The organism is Streptomyces sp. NPDC002817 (assembly GCF_053592055.1).
The window spans coordinates 487,137-503,751 of sequence record NZ_JBSFUY010000003.1; the positions used below are offsets into that span (position 1 = coordinate 487,137).

Sequence of the window (16,615 nt, forward strand, 5' to 3'; positions counted from 1 at the left end):
CTACCCCACTCGTGCAAGGGACAGCACGCTGCGCGTGGGCTCGGCTCGCCACATGGCTGCCAACGGTGGGCAGGACTCGATGAACCGGCGCATCTCCACGAGTGAGGCGGTCCTGGGAGTACCGATCACGGCGAAGGCGTATCCGGTGTCCTGACGTCCGAGGCGGTCGAGATCGGCCCATGCCTGGTCTTCGGCGAAGATGAGCTCCAGCTCCACTTTCCAGTACTCAGGCTGCCAGCCGGGATCATCGCGCTCGCCGACCCCGGTGACCGCTAGCTGTCGCCCGAAGGACAGCGAGGGCTGGTCGTCGTTCCAGTCCCACCGGCCCCATTCGGCGATGAAGCCATCACCGTCATCCTCGGCCCGCTCGATCCCGTCGACCTCGACCTGGCAGAACTCGCCGAAACCATCCCAGGCGGCATCGACGTCGAGCACGGAATCGGGCTCGACCCCGCGCTGTCTCAAGACCTGCGCGAACACCTCGGTGCTGGATCTCCATGGGATGGGCATGCGGGATGCTACCGCTGTGCGCCTCGCTGCTCCGGGTACGCCCCCGGAGCTGTGGCGCAGTGTCACGCTTTCCAACTTGTGGCGGTGGGGTGTTGGGCCGCGTGCAGGTGCGTTCACCTGGCTTCATACGAGGTTGGCCCGTGAGGCGAACTTGACGCGGTCCTCGATGAGCGGCCTTGAACGGGGCTGAACGAGACGGAAACTGAGATGCCCGGGCGGGCCGGACTGGCTGGCATGCTCGGAGCCGAGGAGGAGTCATGGCACTGGGCCGCAAGGGAGCGCGACGCATTGTCGTCGACGGTACGGCCTACCGCTGGCGGTTGCGACGCAGGCCGACCTACTTCCAGGCGCTTGCCTGGACACCGTGCACGTTCGCGGTCGAGCACGCGGACGTCCCCGGGACAACGCTCGTGGTCACCACCGACCAGCCGCACGCGAGCAACTGGTTCGGGCGCGACGCCAAGCCCGTACTGCCGTCCGACGTTGCCCAGACCATCCAGCTTGCTCTTGGTGAGGGCTGGACCCCCACGGCTCCGGGCTCCCCGTTCCACCTGAACCTCTCAACCGGCTTCACGCCCTCGCCCTGAGCAAGCCAGCGGCGCGAAGTGGTGGCTCTATCTGCTGGAGGCCACGTAGAGCCTCGTACAGGGCGCCGTAGGCGGTCCAACAGCCGATGCTGCCGTCGTCGTACAGGCTGCCCATGTACCAGTCGTCGTCCTCGACAGGCTTGACGAGACACAGGCTGTGGAAACCGAGAACGATCTCGGATGATCTCACTCGAACGGAAAAGGGGCTCCCCGTCGTGGAGAGCCCCTTTTCGGCGTGCTCGGAGGACCGTCGTTCAGAAGGTGCCCAGCTTCACGATCGAGAGCAGAGCGATCAGTTGGATCGACGCTGCGCCCAGGGCCTTGGGCCAGGGGAGGTCGTGGGACTTGGAGACCATCAGGGTCAGGAGGGCGCCCGCTGCCACCCAGGTCGCCCAGCCGACGCCCTGGACGAAGGTGGCGTCGCCGCCGAAGAACATGGCGAGGACCAGGCGGGGGGCGTCCGTCAGGGACATGATCAGCATGGAGAGGCCGACCGTGGGCTGCCAGGCGCCGTCGCCGCCGAGTTGGCGGGCCAGGGTGTGGGTCACCACGCCCAGGACGAAGGAGGACAGGACCATCGCGACCGCCGTCGTCAGGACGATCGGGACCGCGTTGGAGAGGGTGGCGTTTATGGCGTCCTCGCGGGCGCCGTCGAAGCCGAAGACGGCGAGCAGGCCGTAGAGGAACGTCACGATCAGGGCCGGGACCCACATCGTGTAGTCGCGCATCTGGAGGAAGGTCCGGTTGGGGGCCGTGACGATGCCCCTCAGGAGGTCCTTCCAATGCAGGCGGGGGCCCACCGGGCCGGCCGGCGGGGTCGAGCCCGCGCGGTACGTGCCGCCCTGGTTGTAGGGGTCCTCGCCGACCGAGAACGCCTGGGTGTGACCCGGGTTGTTCGCCGCGTACGGGTCGTGGCCGCCGTCGCCGAAGTACTCCGGCTCGTCGTACCCGCCGCCGCCCTGGGGGCCGCCGTACTGCTGCTGCCCCGGGTGCGGGTGCGAAGGCGGCGCGGGGTAGCCGCCGTACGGCGGTCCCTGCGGGGCCTGCTGCCCGTACGGAGGTTGTTGCGGTCGCGTGTGAGGAGCGCCGTTGTCCCGGCCGCGTCCGATCCTGAATCCAGCCACGCCTTCGAACGTACCTGGTCCCGGAGAGCCGCGTGCCGGGCCCGAGGGTTCGGGCCCGGCTTTGCTGCCGAGCTGTGACATCCCCTAAGGGGTTGTCATGGCTGTCCCTGACACGTCGTGAGGGTCAGTCTGTGAGCGGAGTACCGAGCTCCGGCTGGGGGTGTGCGCCCAGGCCGATGGCGCCCGCACCGAAGCTGACCACGCCCTTCGTCGTCAGCCGGGTCGAGGTGCCCTTGAGGAACCACAGGGCGCCGTCGTGAGCGTTCTCACCAGGCGCGCCGACGGCCAGATCGGCCTTGCCGTCACGGTTGGTGTCGGTCAGCCGGACGGCGGTGCCGAACTGGTCGTCCCGCTCGGACGCGCCGGGGACGCCGGCCGTGTCCTGCTGGTAGCTGTACGACGTGCCGGGGGACAGGCCCTTCGTATCGGCCGGGATGATCGTGACCGAACCGGCGTCCGACCGACTGCCGATCCCCTCGTGGCGGGCCCCGACCGCGAGGTCGGCGCGGCCGTCGCCGTTGATGTCGCCGAGCGCCACCGACCAGCCGAACCAGTCGCCCGTCTCGCCCGTGCCGGGCACGCCCGCCGTGTCCTGGCTGATGGTGACGGCCGCGCGGGAGGTGTCGGGTCCCTTCGTGGAGCCGTACGTCACGGTGACGCTGCCGCCGACCGTGCCGTCCCCGTAGTCGCCGCTGACGATGTCGTCGAAGCCGTCGCCGTCGATGTCGCCGACCGCGGTGGCGTGGCCCGGGCCGGCCTCCCCGGCGAACGTCCTGGCGGAGCCGCCCGGCGACAGGTACACCGCCTGGCGGGCGACCGAGCCCAGGCTGCCGCCGCCGATCACCAGGTCGTCCGTGCCGTCGCCGTTGATGTCGCCGGCGGTGAGGCTGTCGAGGCCCAGCGCATTGCGGCCGCCCGGTGCGAAGCCGGTGCGGCCGGCCAGGGTGCTGCCCTTGCCGGTGCCGCCGAGGTAGAGGGAGACGCCGTTGTAGTTGCCCGCGCCCACGGCCAGGTCGTCGCGGCCGTCGCCGTCGAAGTCGCCCGCGGCGAGGTGCCGGCCGAAGTACTTGGGCTTGTCCGCGGTGGGGGCGGCGAGCGCGGTGCCGCCGGACAGGCCGGACTTGGAGCCCCACAGGACGGTGACGGAGCCGGAGAGCGCGCCGGCGGTGGTGCCCTCGTACGGGGTGCCGACGGCGAGGTCCGCGTAGCCGTCGCTGTTGAAGTCGCCGGTGGCCGTGGCCGCACCGAAGCCGTCGTCGCTCTCCGAGGTGCCGGGGACGCCGGCCGAATTCTGCGATATCACCTTGGAGTCGGCGACCTTCGGCCCGGTGGACGAGCCGTGGGTGACGACCACGGCGCCGGCGCTCCGGGCGGAGCCGACGGTGGCGAGCGAGGCCGAGACGGCAAGGTCGCGGTAGCCGTCGCCGTTGAAGTCGCCGGGCAGGCCCGAGGGGGCCGCCGCGGCCGGGGCGGCCAGGGTCAGCGGGACGAGGCCCGCGGCCAGCAGGGCCGCGAGCGCCGTCGTACGGATGCGCATCGGTCAGCCTTCCAGGACGTCGCCGAAGTACGCGTCGCCGGAGGGGCCGCCCAGGGTCGGGCCGCTGAAGGACTTCGAACCGGTGGCGGTGATGCCGGAGGTGGTGGACTTGAGGAACCAGACGGCGCCGTCGCTGCTGTTCTCGCCGGAGGCCGAGGTCACCAGTTCCGTGCGGCCGTTGTTGTCGATGTCCGTGAGGTGGACCGCGTAGCCGAAGTGGTCGTAGGACTCCGCAGTGCCGGCGACGTTCGCCGTGTTCTGGGAGTAGGACTTCGAGCCGGTGCCGGTCAGGCCGGAGGCCGAGCCGCGCAGGATCGTGACCGTGCCCGCGTGCTTCGCCGAGCCGATGGTCTCCTGCTCGGAGCCGATCGCGATGTCGGCGTAGCCGTCGCCGTTGACGTCGCCGGCCGACAGGCTCCAGCCGAAGAAGTCGAACTTCTCGGCCGTGCCGGGGACGCTCGCCGAGTCCTGGGTGAACTTCACCGGCGTGCGGGTGGACAGGCCCGTGGACGCGCCGTAGGTCACCGTCACCGCGCCGCCGAGGCCGCCGTTCGGCTCGGACGTCGACTTCTCCATGAAGTTGCCGGTGACGATGTCGCCGTAGCCGTCCTTGTTCACGTCGGCGATGACGCCGGCGTAGCCGCCCGCGAGCTTCTTGCCGACCTTGAGGGTGGTGGTGGCGTTGCCCGTGTAGAGGACGCTGCGGGTGCGGTAGTCGCCGGTGCTGGTCTCCTCCTGGCCCATGACCAGCAGGTCGGTGCGGCCGTCGGCGTTGACCTCGCCCGCGATGAGGCCGTCGGGGTAGATCGTGGTCTGGTCGACCGTGTCGACGCCGACGAGCGAAGCGGCCTTGCCGGTACGGGAGACGGGGCCGCGGAAGATGTTCAGGGACGGCGTGGAGTTGTTGCCGGCGGCCAGGTCGGTGTGGCCGTCGCCGTCGAAGTCGCCGGCCGCGAGGGACCAGCCCAGCTCGTTGCGGTACTCCGGCAGCGGGGAGGAGATGTCGGTGCCGGACTTGATGCCGGTCGCGCCGCCCCACAGCACGGTCAGCGCGCCGTAGGAGTCGGTGGAGCCGATCTTCTCGCCGTGCACGCCGACCACGATGTCCGTGTAGCCGTCGCCGTCCATGTCGCCCGTGGTGAGACGGTCGCCGAAGTAGTCGCCGGCCTCCGGGGTACCGGGGATGCCGTCCGTGGCCTGGCTGATGATCTGGCGCTTGCTGGTGTCGAGGCCGCTCTTGGTGCCGTAGACGACGGCGACGTAGCCCGCGCCGGTCTTGCCGGAGATCTTGGCGATGGGGGCGGCGATCGCGACATCGCGGTAGCCGTCGCCGTTGAAGTCGCCGGTCAGGCCGGAGGGGGCGGCGGTCGCGGTCGTCGCGGCCGAGAGGGTGAGCAGACCGCCGGTGAGGGTGGCCGCGGCGGCGGTCGCGAGGGTGGTTCTGAGGTGGCGCATCGGGGTTCTCCTGTGACAGGTGCGTGAGGTGGGGGAGGGCCGGCTCAGTCGAGGAGGCCGCTGCCGAACTCCGGCAGGTGCTCGGCGCCGGTCGCCGTCGGTACCGTGGCCGTGCCGCGCAGGACGAGCGCGTCGTCCGTCAGGCCCACCGTCAGGTCGGCCCTGCCGTCTCGGGTCAGGTCGCGCAGGCGCAGGTCGAAGCCGAAGAAGACGCCCGCGGTGGCCGGGCCCGTGATCGTCTGGGGGATCCAGGTGGAGCGGGTGCCGGTCAGGCCGTCGGAGCCGCCGCGGAAGAGGTGGACGCCGCCCTGGTAGTCGTTGCCGGCGACGTTCTCGTTCGGGACGCCGACCGCGAGGTCCGCGTAACCGTCGCCGTCGGTGTCACCGGCCGCGAGGGCGGAGCCGAAGTTGTCGAACTCCTCGGGGGTGCCGGAGACGCCGGAGCTGGCCTGGTTGTACGTCATCGAGCCGCTGGGGCCCGAGGACGTGCCGCGCCAGACGCTGACCGCGCCCTTCTCGTTGTTGTTGGCGGGCAGACCGACGGCGATGTCGCCGTAGCCGTTCTTGTCGAAGTCGCCGATCGCCAGGGTCCAGGGAGCGCTGGTGTACGTCTTGGACGCGCCCGAGGCCAGACCGGAGGCGGCGCCCTTGAGGAACCAGATGCGGTGCTTGGCGGCGCCGTCGGTGACCTGCTCGCCGATGACCACCAGGTCGGTCCGGCCGTCGCCGTTGACCTTGCCGGCCTCCAGACGGTACGAGCTCCAGCCCTGGCCCGACTTGTCGATCCTGCTGACGGTGCCCGTGGACCCGGACTTGGTGAAGGAGCCCCGGTACAGCCAGGCCTCGTCGCCGCCGATGACCGCCAGGTCGGGCGAACCGTCGCCGTTGAAGTCGCCGGTGGCGAGGTCGTGGCCGAACCGGCTGCCGGCGCCGGACTTCGGGGTGACGTTGGTTCCGCCGGAGAGGCCGGTCTTCGCGCCCCAGACGATCGTGACCGAGCCGCGGTGCTCGGAACTCCCCACCGTCTCCATGGGGTTGCCGACGATCAGGTCCGCGTAACCGTCCTTGTTGAGGTCGCCGCTGGTGAGTGAGTCGCCGAAGTTGTCGTCGGCCTCACCGGTGCCGGGGATGCCCGGGCTGCCCTGGTGGACGACCTGGGTGTGCGAGGTGTCGAGGCCGCTCGCGTCGCCGTAGACGACCTTGACGGCGCCGCCCTTCCAGCCGCCGGTGCCGGAGACGCTCTTGTAGTAGTGGCTGTACGCCACGTCCCGGTAGCCGTCGCCGTTGAAGTCGTCGTAGTGCTTGGCGACCGCCGCCGACGCGGGGGCGGCGAGGAACAGCGGGGTGAGGCCCGTCGCCACGAGGGTGACGGTCAGGGCGGCCGCGGTGCTTGTGCGCATGGTTTCGCTCCTGTGGGTCAGCCGATGAGGCCGGTGCCGAACGCGCCGTAGCCGCTGGACATGCCGAGGGAACCGGGGCCGAAGGAACGGACGCCGGCGGTGGTCGTGCCATGGAACGCCCAGACGGCGCCGACGCCCTCGTTCTCGAAGCCGGCGGCCGCCGTGAAGTCGGCATCGCCGTCGCCGTTGACGTCGGAGAGCAGGACGTCCGAGCCGAAGTAGTCGGTGTCCTCCGGGACGCCGGGAACGTCGTAGGTGTCCTGGGAGAGGACACGGCCGCCGGACAGGCGCGGGCCGGGCAGCACCACGGAGGAGCCGGAGTCCTCGGACTGGGTGGTGTCCTTGAAGGGGATGCCGATCGCGAGGTCGTCGTAGCCGTCGTTGTTGTGGTCGCCGATGGAGACCGCGGCGCCGAAGCCGTCGCCCGCCTTCTCCGTGCCCGGGACTCCCTCGGTGTCCTGGGTGAGTTCGGCCAGCGGGGCGTCGCCGTTGACGGGCCCGCCGGCCGAGCCGCGGATGACGACGACCTTGCCGCCGCGGCTGCCGGACTGGTCGTCCTCCTCGGTGAAGACGTTGCCGAGGGCGATCTCGTCGTAGCCGTCGCCGTCGATGTCGCCGAGCGCGATCGACGTGCCGCCGTTCAGGGGGCGCGGCGAGGTGGTGTCGGGGCCGGCGGCGGCGCCGAGGTAGGCGACGCCCCTGGACCAACTGCCGGAGGCGTGCGAGGTGTTGTGGGTGCGGTAGGTGAGGACCAGGTCGGACTTCTTGTCGCCGTCGGTGTCGCCTGCCTTCATGGCGTCGACGGAGTACGCGGTCTCCGGCAGGCCGATCTTCTTCACCGTGCCGGTGGTGCCGGACTTGGTGAAGCCGCCGCGGATCACATACGACTTGGTGCCGCCCGTGCCGACGGCGAGGTCGGCCTTGGCGTCGCCGTCGAAGTCGCCGGTGGTGAGGAGCCGGCCCCAGTTGTCGTGGGAGGAGACCGCCGGGTCCTTGACCGCGGTGCCGCCCTTGACGCCGCTCGCGGAGCCCCACAGCACGGTGACGGAGCCGCCGTCGACGTCGGTGCCGACGTCCTCGCCGGGTGCGCCGACGGCGAGGTCGGTGTAGCCGTCCTTGTTCAGGTCGGCGATCGCGAGGGCCTCGCCGAAGCTGTCCTCGGCCTCGGCGGTGCCGGGCACGCCCGTGGTGTTCTGGCTGAGGACGGTGCGCTTGGCCGGGTCGAGGCCGTTCTTGGTGCCGTACAGGACGGCGACGTAGCCGGCCATGCCCTTGCCGCCGACCTTCGCGTACGGCGCGGCGAACGCGACGTCGCCGTAGCCGTCGCCGTTGAAGTCCGCGGTGTACTGCTTCGTCGTGGCCGCCGTCGTGGCCGCCGTCGAGGCCGGGGCCGCGAGGGTGAGCAGGCCGCCGGTGAGTGCCACCGCGGTGGCGATGCGCAGAAGTCGCATGGGGTTCTTCCGTTTCGGGGGTACGTCGAGGGTGTACGGCGCCGGGCCACCGGGCCGCAGACCGGCCCGGTGGCAGAGTGGCCGAGTGACAGAGTGGTTCAGCCGCTCAGCCGCTCAGCCGCTCAGCCGCTCAGCCGCTCAGCCGGTCAGTCGGCGAAGTTGGCGCTGAAGGCAGGGCTGCCCGTCGTCGAGACGCCCGACGTGCTCGGGGAGACCGTGCGGGAGCCGGTCGTGGTGATCTTCGTGCCGTTGGAGGGCAGGTAGAGGACCGCGCCGTTGCCGTCGTTCTCGTAGGAGCCCGCGATCAGGTCGGCGCGGCCGTCACCGGTGACGTCGTCGAGCTTGACGTCGGCGCCGAGCGCGTCGTTCTTCTCGTCCTCGCCGGGCACGCCCGCGGTGGACTGGGCGAAGGACTGGGCGCCGGAGGAGGTGTTCAGACCGGAGGCCGAGCCGTACAGGACGGTGACCATGCCGGTGTCGGTGGCGCTGCCGATGTTCTCGCCGGCTACGCCGACCACGAGGTCCTGGAAGCCGTCGCCGTTGATGTCGCCGAGGTCCAGCTCGTAGCCGAACCAGTCGTTCTTCTCGGAGGTACCGGGGACGTTGCCGGTGTTCTGGGTGATGCCGGTGACCGAGCCGGCGCCGCTCGCGGAGCCGTAGGTGATCCAGACCTTGCCGCCGTCGGCGCCGCCCGGGTAGGTGACGCTGCCGTCGTCGGTGGTCCTGTTCCAGTACATGCCGGAGACGATGTCGCCGAAGCCGTCGGCGTTGATGTCACCGATCGCGGTGATGGCACCGGGCTTGAGGGTCTGCGCGGACGCGACGGACAGGCCGCTCGCGGTGCCGGGGACCAGGTAGTTGGTGTTCCAGCCGTAGTCGGTCTCGGTCTCGAAGCCGTCGACCACCAGGTCGGTGCGGCCGTCGCCGTTGACGTCGCCCGCGGTGAGGTTGAGCGGGCCGCGGGCGTTGCCGCCGGACTGGATCGGGGGCTTGATGGTGGAGCGGCCGCCGACCGCGGTGCCGGAAGCGCTGATGCCGCCCTTGTAGACGTAGATCGTGCTGGAGGTGTTGCCCACCGCGAGGTCGTCCGTGCCGTCGCCGTCGTAGTCGCCCGCGGCGAGGTTCTTGCCCCAGGTGTCGTGCGAGGAGGGGGCCGGGTCGGCGATGGTCACGCCGGTGCCGGTGATGCCCTTCGTGGAGCCCCACAGCACGGCCAGACCGCCGCCGTCGGTGTCGCTGCCGACGTCCTCCCAGGGGGCGGAGACGGCGATGTCGTCGTAGCCGTCGTCGTTGAAGTCGCCGTAGGCGGTCTCCGCGCCGAAGAAGTCGTTCGTCTCGGCGGTGCCGGGCACGCCCGCGGTGTTCTGGCTGATCACGGAGCGCTTCGCGGACGACACCCCGGTGCCGGTGCCGTACAGGACGACGAGCTGCCCGGCGCCCTGCTTGCCGTTCACGTACGCACCGGCGGCCGAGAAGGCCACGTCGCCGATGCCGTCACCGTTGAAGTCGGCCTTCGGCACGACCGTCGAGTCCGCGGCCGTCGCCGTCGCGGCCGAGAAGGTGAGCAGACCGCCCGTCAGCGCGGCAGCGGTGGCCGTCGCGAGGGCGAGTCGCAGATGGTGCTGGTGCATGCGGGTTCTCCTGCGGCATGCGGGGACGCCTGGCGGGGCGTCCACAGTCGATGGGGGCGGACCGACCGTGTTCGCCGGGAGTACTCCTCGGCCACACAGGTCGGTCGGCGCACAGGAGACCTCTGTCGGTACGTAAGGGTTGTACGTGTGTTCGGTAAATTCTTGTGCCCCCCGTGACCGCTGGGGCTTCTCAGTCGGCTGCCAGGAACTCCGAGGTGGAGAAGGTGACCGTCGGCTCGGTGCTCACGAGCCCCTTCTTCGCCCCGGGGAAGACCGCGACGGTGTCCTTGGTCTCGCCCTGGTACGTCCGCACCGCGAGGTCCGCCCGCCCGTCCCCGTCGAAGTCGCCCACGGCGAGGACCCGGGCGGTGCCCACGGCGCCCGGCTCGACGGTGACCATGCCCGACGCCGACAGTCCGGCCGTACGGCCTCGGAACACCTTGATCCGCGACCCGCTGGAGACCAGTTCGCTCAGCCCGTCGCCGTCGAAGTCGGCCGCGTCGAGCATGGAGCCGGGGGAGGAGAGGGTGGCGCGGCCGGCGGTGGGCAGGTCGTAGCGCAGGGCGGTGCCGCCCATCGCGCCGATCGCCGCGTCCAGGGCCTTGCCCTTGCCGAAGCGGCCGAGGGCGACGTCGATGCCGGCCGGCAGGAGGGTGCCGGTGCGGGTCGGCCCGGTGGGGCCGCCGAGGACGAGGGCGGAGGTGGCGGTGCCGTCCGCCGTACGGACGACCAGGTCGTCGTATCCGTCGCGGTTCACGTCCGTGGCCGGGCCCGTGGGGAACTCGCCGGGGGCGGGGACGGGGGCGGTGGCCGCCTTCGGGGCGCCCTTCTTGGTGAACGGGCCCCGCAGGTAGGTGAGTCGGGAGCCCGAGGCGTGCAGGACGAGGTCCTGGGCGTCGTCCCCGTCGAAGTCCCCGCACACCGGCTGGTCCGGCCAGTCGTTGCCGGCCCGGGCGCGTGCCGGGACGACGAGCTTGACCGCCTTGCCGGTCAGTCCTGACGGGGAGCCGAAGAGGACCTGGAGCGGGACCGGCGGCTGACCCTGGCCGTCGTAGGGCGGATCGGTCGACACGACGAGGTCCGTGAAGCCGTCCCCGTCGAGGTCACAGGTGGCCTCCGCCTCGAACACGGCGGGCAGCTGCCCCTTGGTGGCGACGGCCTGCTTCGCCGGACTCAGCAACTGTCTCGCTCCCGGCGTCAGCCCGCGCGCGCTCCCGTACACGATCCCGATGCCCGCGTCGTCCGCGTGCACCTGCGCTTTGACCAGGTCGTCGAGTACGAGGTCCCGGTGGCCGTCGCCGTTGAAGTCGTCGGCGACCTCGCTGCCCTTGCCGCGCGGGACGGGCAGCTTCGCGGGAGCGTTCGCGGCGCGCACGGGCGGCGTGCTGTGGTCGGCGCTCTCGGCGTGCTGGGTGGGTCCGCAGGAGACGAGCAGGAGGGCGCCGCAGAGCACCGCCGTACCCGCCCCGGCCATTCGCACGCGCACCGCACACCTCGTCAGCATCATCGACAACGAACCCCGGCAATGATGCACGCGTTCGAGCCCGGGGTTAAGGGGGAGTTCGGCCGGGGTTTGCGGTCGAGGGCCCGGGTGCGGGCCGCACAGGTGCCGCGAGCCATGATCGACGCATGACCGAGATCGTGCTGATGTCAGATCCCCGGGTCGCGGCGGTCCCCGTGGCCGACAGCGGTGAACCCTTCGTCGACGTACGGGAGTTCCTCGTCGTCGACCCGCGCAAGGAGGACGTGCGAGGGGCCTTCGCACACCTGCGGGAGGGCGTCCTGGCCCGGCTGTTGAGGGCCCAGGAGATGCTGCCGCAGGGCCTCCGGCTGCTGTTCGTCGAGGGGTACCGGCCGCCCGCCCTTCAGCGCCGCTACTTCGAGAACTACGCCCGCACCCTGCGCTCCGCCAACCCGGACCGTACGGAGGCGGAGCTGCGGGACGCCACCAGTCGGTACGTCTCCCCGCCGGAGATCGCCCCGCACAGTGCCGGCGCGGCGGTCGACCTCACCCTCGTGGACGCCGACGGACACGAACTCGACATGGGGACCCGGGTCAACGCCAGTCCGGAGGAGAGCGACGGCGCCTGCTTCACGGACGCCCCCGGCATCGGCGCAGAGGCGCGCGCGAACCGTCGGCTGCTCGGCACCGCCCTGACCGCGGCGGGCCTGGTCAACTACCCCACCGAGTGGTGGCACTGGTCCTACGGAGACCGCTACTGGGCGCTCGCCACCGGAGCCGGACAGGCGCTCCACGGCCCTCAGGAACTCCCCGTCGTACGGCTCGCGCGGTACACCGGGGCCGACCTCGACGAGATCACCGGCGCTGTCGAGGACCCCTTCGAGGTCGCCGCGTACGGGGTGACGGCCCGGGACAAGGACGTGCACTTCGGGGTCCGCAGCGAGGGCCGGCTGGTCGCGCACGCCGGGCTGGTGGAGGCGGACGTCGAGGTGGGGGAGCGGCGGCTGCGGGTGGCCGGGCTCGGTGGTGTGGTCGTCGCACCCGGCATGCGCGGACACGGCCTGGCCCGGCTGGTCGTGGACACGGCCGTCGCACACGCCCGGGGGACCGGGGCGGAGTTCGGGCTGCTGTTCTGTCTGCCGGACCGGGTGGCGCTCTACGAGAAGCTGGGATGGCGGGTGCTGCCGGGCGGGATGCGCGTCGAGCAGCCTGGCGGGGTGATCGACCATCCGCTGCGGACGATGTGGACGCCGCTGGCGGAGGGCGCGGTGTGGCCGCAGGGGCCCGCGCGGCTGCGGTCGTTGCCGATGTAGTGCCGGGGAGCGCTGAGGTGCCCGGGGGTCCGCTACGGCGGTCAGGGCGTCGTGACGACGTCGTCGCAGCGCTGGTCCAGGTGGGGGGCGGCCTGCCGGCCACAGCCGTCCGCCAGCCGTGTCGGCGAACCAGCGCCGGCCGTCCGGGGAGGCGGAGTCGGGGCTGGGGCCGACGCCGTAGCGGTGGCCGGGGCGAGGACCGGGTGGAAGCGGGTGTCGGCGGTGGGGTACCGCCGCGGGTCACCCGGACGGGTCAGCCGGATCGGGCCATCTGTCGAGGGGCGGGTGTCACGGGGTGTCCCGCACCTCGCGGTGGACCGACCAGGCGTCCGCCACCGGGCCCAGGTGCCGGAGTTTGTCGGGGTTGATGACGTTGCGGATCGTCCGGATCCGCCCGTCGTGGACGTCGAGGACCATGGTGTGGAGCACCCTGCCGTCCCGGTCCCGGAAGACCGCCCCCGGCTCGCCGTTGACCTCGAGCGGCGCGAACGTCACCGCGGCCCGGGCCATCCGGGGGAAGACGTCGGCCAGCAGCCGGGCCACGTTCCGCGCGCCGACGACGGCCCTGGCCAGCTGCGGGGCCTTGCCGCCGCCGTCGCCGACCAGCGTCACCTCGGCGGCGAGCAGTTCCTGGAGGCCGTCCACATCGCCCTCGCGCAGCGCCTGGAAGAACCGCGACGCCAGTTCCGTCCGCTCCTTGGGGCTCGCCTCGAACCGGGGCCGGCCCTCGGCCATGTGGCGCCGCGCCCGCACCACCAGCTGGCGGCACGCCGCCTCCGAGCGCCCCACCGCCGACGCGACCTCGGGAAAGCCGAAGTCGAACACCTCCCGCAGCACGAACACCGCCCGCTCCAGCGGACTGAGCCGCTCCAGCAGCAAAAGGGTCGCCGTCGACACCGAGTCCGCCAGCTCCGCCGACCGCTCCGGGTCCTGGTAGGGGTCGGCGAGCAGCGGCTCCGGGAACCACGGCCCGACATAGGCCTCGCGCCGGACGCGGGCCGAACGGAGCACGTTGATCGAGACCCGGGTCACCGCGGCCGAGAGATAGGCCTTGACCGAGCGGGGCTCGGTCGGCGAGGCCTCGTAGCGCAGCCAGGTCTCCTGGACGGCGTCCTCGGCCTCGGTGACGCTGCCCAGGATCCGGTAGGCGATCGAGAAGAGCAGCGGCCGCAGTTCCTGGAACTCCTCGGTCCTGGTCCTGGTCCTGGTCCTGCTCATGCCGCTCTCCTTGGCCGACGGTGCTCCTGATTCTCCCGCCTTGTCAGCCGACGAACGACTCGGGGCCGAACCGGCCCCACGCGATGAACACCGCGAGCACGAGATAGACCGAGTTCAGCACCACGAACTTCGCCTCGCCGAGCCGGCCGTGGGTGACCATCGCACCGACCATCAGCAGGATCCAGCAGACGGCGGTCACCGGCACCAGGGCCGGCGCGACGTCGACCACGGCGGGCAGGATCAGGCCGACGGCGGCCAGCAGTTCGAGGACACCGAGACTTTTGAGGAAACCGACGCTCACCTGTGCCGTCCAGGCCCCGCCGGCGGCCGCGGCCAGCTTCTCCCGGGGCACGAAGGCCTTGGTGGCGCCACCGGCCAGGGCGACCGCGGCGAGCAGCGCGGCACCGATCCACAGGGCGAGGTTCATCGTCCACTCCTTGAGTCCTTGAGCGAGGTCGTCGTCACCCCTTACGACAAGACGGCGGCCTCGCCAGTGACATCGCCGAGCACGTGGACCGGATCCGGAGCCTTGTGAACGGCGGTGGGAGAGATCTGCCCGTCGCCGTTGAACCGCGACGCCCCCCGCACCCAGGTGGGTGCGGGGGGCGTCGGAGTGCGGTGCGGGCTACTTCACCGGCTCCGGTTCCGGGGCGGGCTCCGTCTCCGTCGCGTCCTGCGGGTCCACCGGGGTCTTCACGGACTCCAGCAGGAGCTGGGCCACGTCGACGACCGTGACGGACTCCTTGGCCTTGCCCTCGTTCTTCTTGCCGTTGACCGAGTCGGTCAGCATGACGAGGCAGAACGGGCAGGCCGTGGAGACGATGTCGGGGTTCAGGGAGAGAGCTTCGTCGACGCGCTCGTTGTTGATGCGCTTGCCGATCCGCTCCTCCATCCACATCCGCGCACCACCGGCACCGCAGCAGAAGCCGCGCTCCTTGTGGCGGTGCATCTCCTGCTGGCGCAGGCCCGGGACGGCCGACATGATCTCGCGCGGGGGCGTGTAGATCTTGTTGTGACGGCCCAGGTAGCAGGGGTCGTGGTAGGTGATGAGTCCGTCGACCGGGGTGACCGGCAGCAGCTTGCCCTCGTCGATGAGGTGCTGGAGCAGCTGGGTGTGGTGGATGGTCTCGTAGTCGCCGCCGAGCTGCGGGTACTCGTTGCCGATGGTGTTGAGGCAGTGCGGGCAGGTGGCGACGATCTTCTTCGCCGACCGCGGCTTCTTCGTCTCCGGGTCCTCGTCGTCCTCGCCGAACGCCATGTTCAGCGCGGCCACGTTCTCCATGCCGAGTTCCTGGAACAACGGCTCGTTGCCGAGGCGGCGGGCCGAGTCACCGGTGCACTTCTCGTCGCCGCCCATGATCGCGAACTTGACGCCCGCGATGTGGAGCAGTTCCGCGAAGGCCTTGGTGGTCTTCTTGGCACGGTCCTCCAGGGAGCCCGCGCAACCGACCCAGTACAGGTACTCGACCTCGGAGAGGTCCTCGATGTCCTTGCCGACGACCGGCACCTCGAAGTCGAGTTCCTTGAGCCACTCCAGGCGCTGCTTCTTCGCCAGGCCCCAGGGGTTGCCCTTCTTCTCCAGGTTCTTGAGCATCGTGCCCGCCTCGGACGGGAACGCGGACTCGATCATCACCTGGTAGCGGCGCATGTCGACGATGTGGTCGACGTGCTCGATGTCGACGGGGCACTGCTCGACACAGGCGCCGCAGGTGGTGCAGGACCACAGGACGTCCGGGTCGATCACGCCGTTCTCCTCGGCGGTGCCGATCAGCGGGCGCTCGGCCTCCGCCAGAGCCGCGGCGGGCACACCGGCCAGCTGCTCCTCGGACGCCTTCTCCTCGCCCTCCATCGTCTTGCCGCCGCCCGCCAGCAGGTAGGGCGCCTTGGCGTGCGAGTGGTCCCGCAGCGACATGATCAGCAGCTTCGGGGAGAGCGGCTTGCCGGTGTTCCAGGCCGGGCACTGCGACTGGCAGCGACCGCACTCGGTGCAGGTCGAGAAGTCGAGGAGGCCCTTCCAGGAGAACTGCTCGACCTGGGAGACGCCGAAGACGTCGTCCTCGCCCGGGTCGGTGAAGTCGATCGGCTTGCCGCCGGAGGTCATCGGCTGGAGGCCGCCGAGCGCGGTGGAGCCGTCCGCGTTGCGCTTGAACCAGATGTTCGGGAACGCGAGGAACCGGTGCCAGGCGACGCTCATGTTGGCGTTCAGCGAGACGACGATCATCCAGATGAACGAGACGCTGACCTTGATGCCGGCGAACAGGTAGACCAGCGTCTGCAGCGTGGAGACGTCGAGCGACCGGAACGCGGCGACCAGCGGGTACGAGGCGAAGAACGCGGCCTCGTAGTGGTCCACGTGGTGCATCGCGCCCTCAAGACCGCGCAGCACGTAGATCACGATGCCGATGGTGAGGATGACGTACTCGACGAAGTACGCCTGCCAGGCCTTGGAGCCCGTGAAGCGGGACTTGCGGCCGGGGCGCGAGGGCAGGTTCAGCAGGCGGATCGCGATCAGCACGGCGATGCCGAGGCCGGTCATCACGGTGATGAACTCGACGTACATCTCCCAGGGCAGCCAGCCGCCGATGACCGGGAGGACGAAGTCGGCCTGGAAGAGCTGGCCCAGGGCCTGGCCCAGGATCGGGATCAGCGTCAGGAAGCCCATCGCCACGAACCAGTGGGCGAAGCCCACGATCCCCCAGCGGTTCATCCGCGTGTGGCCGAGGAACTCCTTCACCAACGTCACACTGCGCTGGTAGGGGTTGTCGATCCGGGTGCCGGCGGGCAGAGGCTGGCCGAGCATGAAAAACCGGACGAACTGCGCGATGACGCGTGCGAACAGTGCCGCGCCGACCACAGTCAGGACCAGCGACACGATGATCGCGGCGAGTTGCATGTCGGGGCTCCTCGGGCCTGCGATGGGGTTCTTT

The 16,615-nt window shown here is 70.9% G+C and carries 13 protein-coding genes and 1 pseudogene; 3 read left to right on the forward strand and 11 right to left on the reverse strand.

From position 1 onward, the window contains the following. On the reverse strand, positions 1–480 hold the full coding sequence (locus ACWD3I_RS08300; protein ID WP_365394639.1) for a hypothetical protein: 480 nt from the start codon (positions 478–480) through the stop codon (positions 1–3). Between the two features lie 287 nt (positions 481–767). On the opposite strand from ACWD3I_RS08300, the gene ACWD3I_RS08305 reads away from it, so the two are divergent. Beyond that, a complete protein-coding gene (locus ACWD3I_RS08305; protein ID WP_365394638.1) occupies positions 768–1,097 on the forward strand; it encodes a hypothetical protein in 330 nt (109 codons plus the stop codon). A 254-nt stretch (positions 1,098–1,351) separates the two neighbouring features. Here the strand turns inward: ACWD3I_RS08305 and ACWD3I_RS08310 are convergent, their stop codons facing one another. The 7 genes from ACWD3I_RS08310 to ACWD3I_RS08340 all read right to left on the reverse strand — a co-directional run bounded on the left by ACWD3I_RS08310 (position 1,352) and on the right by ACWD3I_RS08340 (position 11,169). Further along, a complete protein-coding gene (locus tag ACWD3I_RS08310; RefSeq protein WP_365394636.1) occupies positions 1,352–2,302 on the reverse strand; it encodes a Yip1 family protein in 951 nt (316 codons plus the stop codon). Between the two features lie 43 nt (positions 2,303–2,345). Continuing rightward, on the reverse strand, positions 2,346–3,758 hold the full coding sequence (locus ACWD3I_RS08315) for an FG-GAP-like repeat-containing protein (protein ID WP_365394635.1): 1,413 nt from the start codon (positions 3,756–3,758) through the stop codon (positions 2,346–2,348). Positions 3,759–3,761: 3 nt separating this feature from the next. Continuing rightward, positions 3,762–5,213, reverse strand: coding sequence for an FG-GAP-like repeat-containing protein (locus ACWD3I_RS08320; protein ID WP_365394634.1), 1,452 nt, complete (start codon positions 5,211–5,213; stop codon positions 3,762–3,764). Positions 5,214–5,257: 44 nt separating this feature from the next. Then, complete coding sequence (locus ACWD3I_RS08325; RefSeq protein WP_365394633.1) at positions 5,258–6,613, reverse strand: FG-GAP and VCBS repeat-containing protein; 1,356 nt, start codon at positions 6,611–6,613, stop codon at positions 5,258–5,260. 17 nt (positions 6,614–6,630) lie between these two features. Then, the gene (locus tag ACWD3I_RS08330) at positions 6,631–8,064 is read right to left on the reverse strand and encodes an FG-GAP repeat protein (RefSeq protein ID WP_365394632.1); all 1,434 of its coding nucleotides are present in this window, start codon (positions 8,062–8,064) and stop codon (positions 6,631–6,633) included. A 146-nt stretch (positions 8,065–8,210) separates the two neighbouring features. Beyond that, the gene (locus ACWD3I_RS08335; protein ID WP_365394631.1) at positions 8,211–9,695 is read right to left on the reverse strand and encodes an integrin alpha; all 1,485 of its coding nucleotides are present in this window, start codon (positions 9,693–9,695) and stop codon (positions 8,211–8,213) included. Positions 9,696–9,885: 190 nt separating this feature from the next. Next, positions 9,886–11,169 (reverse strand): FG-GAP repeat domain-containing protein, encoded by a 1,284-nt coding sequence (locus tag ACWD3I_RS08340; RefSeq protein ID WP_365394725.1) that lies wholly within the window; start codon positions 11,167–11,169, stop codon positions 9,886–9,888. 155 nt (positions 11,170–11,324) lie between these two features. Here ACWD3I_RS08340 and ACWD3I_RS08345 point away from each other — a divergent pair. Both ACWD3I_RS08345 and ACWD3I_RS08350 read left to right on the forward strand, forming a co-directional pair. Then, positions 11,325–11,966 (forward strand): annotated as a pseudogene (locus tag ACWD3I_RS08345) (M15 family metallopeptidase); the annotation flags it as partial. Between the two features lie 90 nt (positions 11,967–12,056). Beyond that, on the forward strand, positions 12,057–12,470 hold the full coding sequence (locus ACWD3I_RS08350; protein ID WP_451084053.1) for a GNAT family N-acetyltransferase: 414 nt from the start codon (positions 12,057–12,059) through the stop codon (positions 12,468–12,470). A gap of 288 nt (positions 12,471–12,758) precedes the next feature. Here ACWD3I_RS08350 and ACWD3I_RS08355 read toward each other — a convergent pair whose 3' ends face one another. From ACWD3I_RS08355 to ACWD3I_RS08365, 3 genes are all read right to left on the reverse strand, one after another. Next, on the reverse strand, positions 12,759–13,688 hold the full coding sequence (locus ACWD3I_RS08355) for an RNA polymerase sigma-70 factor (protein WP_365394630.1): 930 nt from the start codon (positions 13,686–13,688) through the stop codon (positions 12,759–12,761). Positions 13,689–13,731: 43 nt separating this feature from the next. Next, positions 13,732–14,115 carry a DoxX family protein gene (locus ACWD3I_RS08360; RefSeq protein WP_365394629.1) on the reverse strand — a complete coding sequence of 128 codons (384 nt, stop codon included), beginning with the start codon at positions 14,113–14,115 and terminating at the stop codon, positions 13,732–13,734. Between the two features lie 198 nt (positions 14,116–14,313). Further along, a complete protein-coding gene (locus tag ACWD3I_RS08365) occupies positions 14,314–16,581 on the reverse strand; it encodes a (Fe-S)-binding protein (protein WP_365394628.1) in 2,268 nt (755 codons plus the stop codon). Between the last annotated feature and the right edge of the window lie 34 nt (positions 16,582–16,615).

Coding starts and splice junctions, on each gene's coding strand:
- ACWD3I_RS08305 (WP_365394638.1), top strand. CDS start 768: ATGGCACTGGGCCGCAAGGGAGCGCGACGCATTGTCGTCGACGGTACG.
- ACWD3I_RS08310 (WP_365394636.1), bottom strand. CDS start 2,302: ATGTCACAGCTCGGCAGCAAAGCCGGGCCCGAACCCTCGGGCCCGGCA.
- ACWD3I_RS08315 (WP_365394635.1), bottom strand. CDS start 3,758: ATGCGCATCCGTACGACGGCGCTCGCGGCCCTGCTGGCCGCGGGCCTC.
- ACWD3I_RS08320 (WP_365394634.1), bottom strand. CDS start 5,213: ATGCGCCACCTCAGAACCACCCTCGCGACCGCCGCCGCGGCCACCCTC.
- ACWD3I_RS08325 (WP_365394633.1), bottom strand. CDS start 6,613: ATGCGCACAAGCACCGCGGCCGCCCTGACCGTCACCCTCGTGGCGACG.
- ACWD3I_RS08330 (WP_365394632.1), bottom strand. CDS start 8,064: ATGCGACTTCTGCGCATCGCCACCGCGGTGGCACTCACCGGCGGCCTG.
- ACWD3I_RS08335 (WP_365394631.1), bottom strand. CDS start 9,695: ATGCACCAGCACCATCTGCGACTCGCCCTCGCGACGGCCACCGCTGCC.
- ACWD3I_RS08340 (WP_365394725.1), bottom strand. CDS start 11,169: ATGGCCGGGGCGGGTACGGCGGTGCTCTGCGGCGCCCTCCTGCTCGTC.
- ACWD3I_RS08355 (WP_365394630.1), bottom strand. CDS start 13,688: ATGAGCAGGACCAGGACCAGGACCAGGACCGAGGAGTTCCAGGAACTG.
- ACWD3I_RS08360 (WP_365394629.1), bottom strand. CDS start 14,115: ATGAACCTCGCCCTGTGGATCGGTGCCGCGCTGCTCGCCGCGGTCGCC.
- ACWD3I_RS08365 (WP_365394628.1), bottom strand. CDS start 16,581: ATGCAACTCGCCGCGATCATCGTGTCGCTGGTCCTGACTGTGGTCGGC.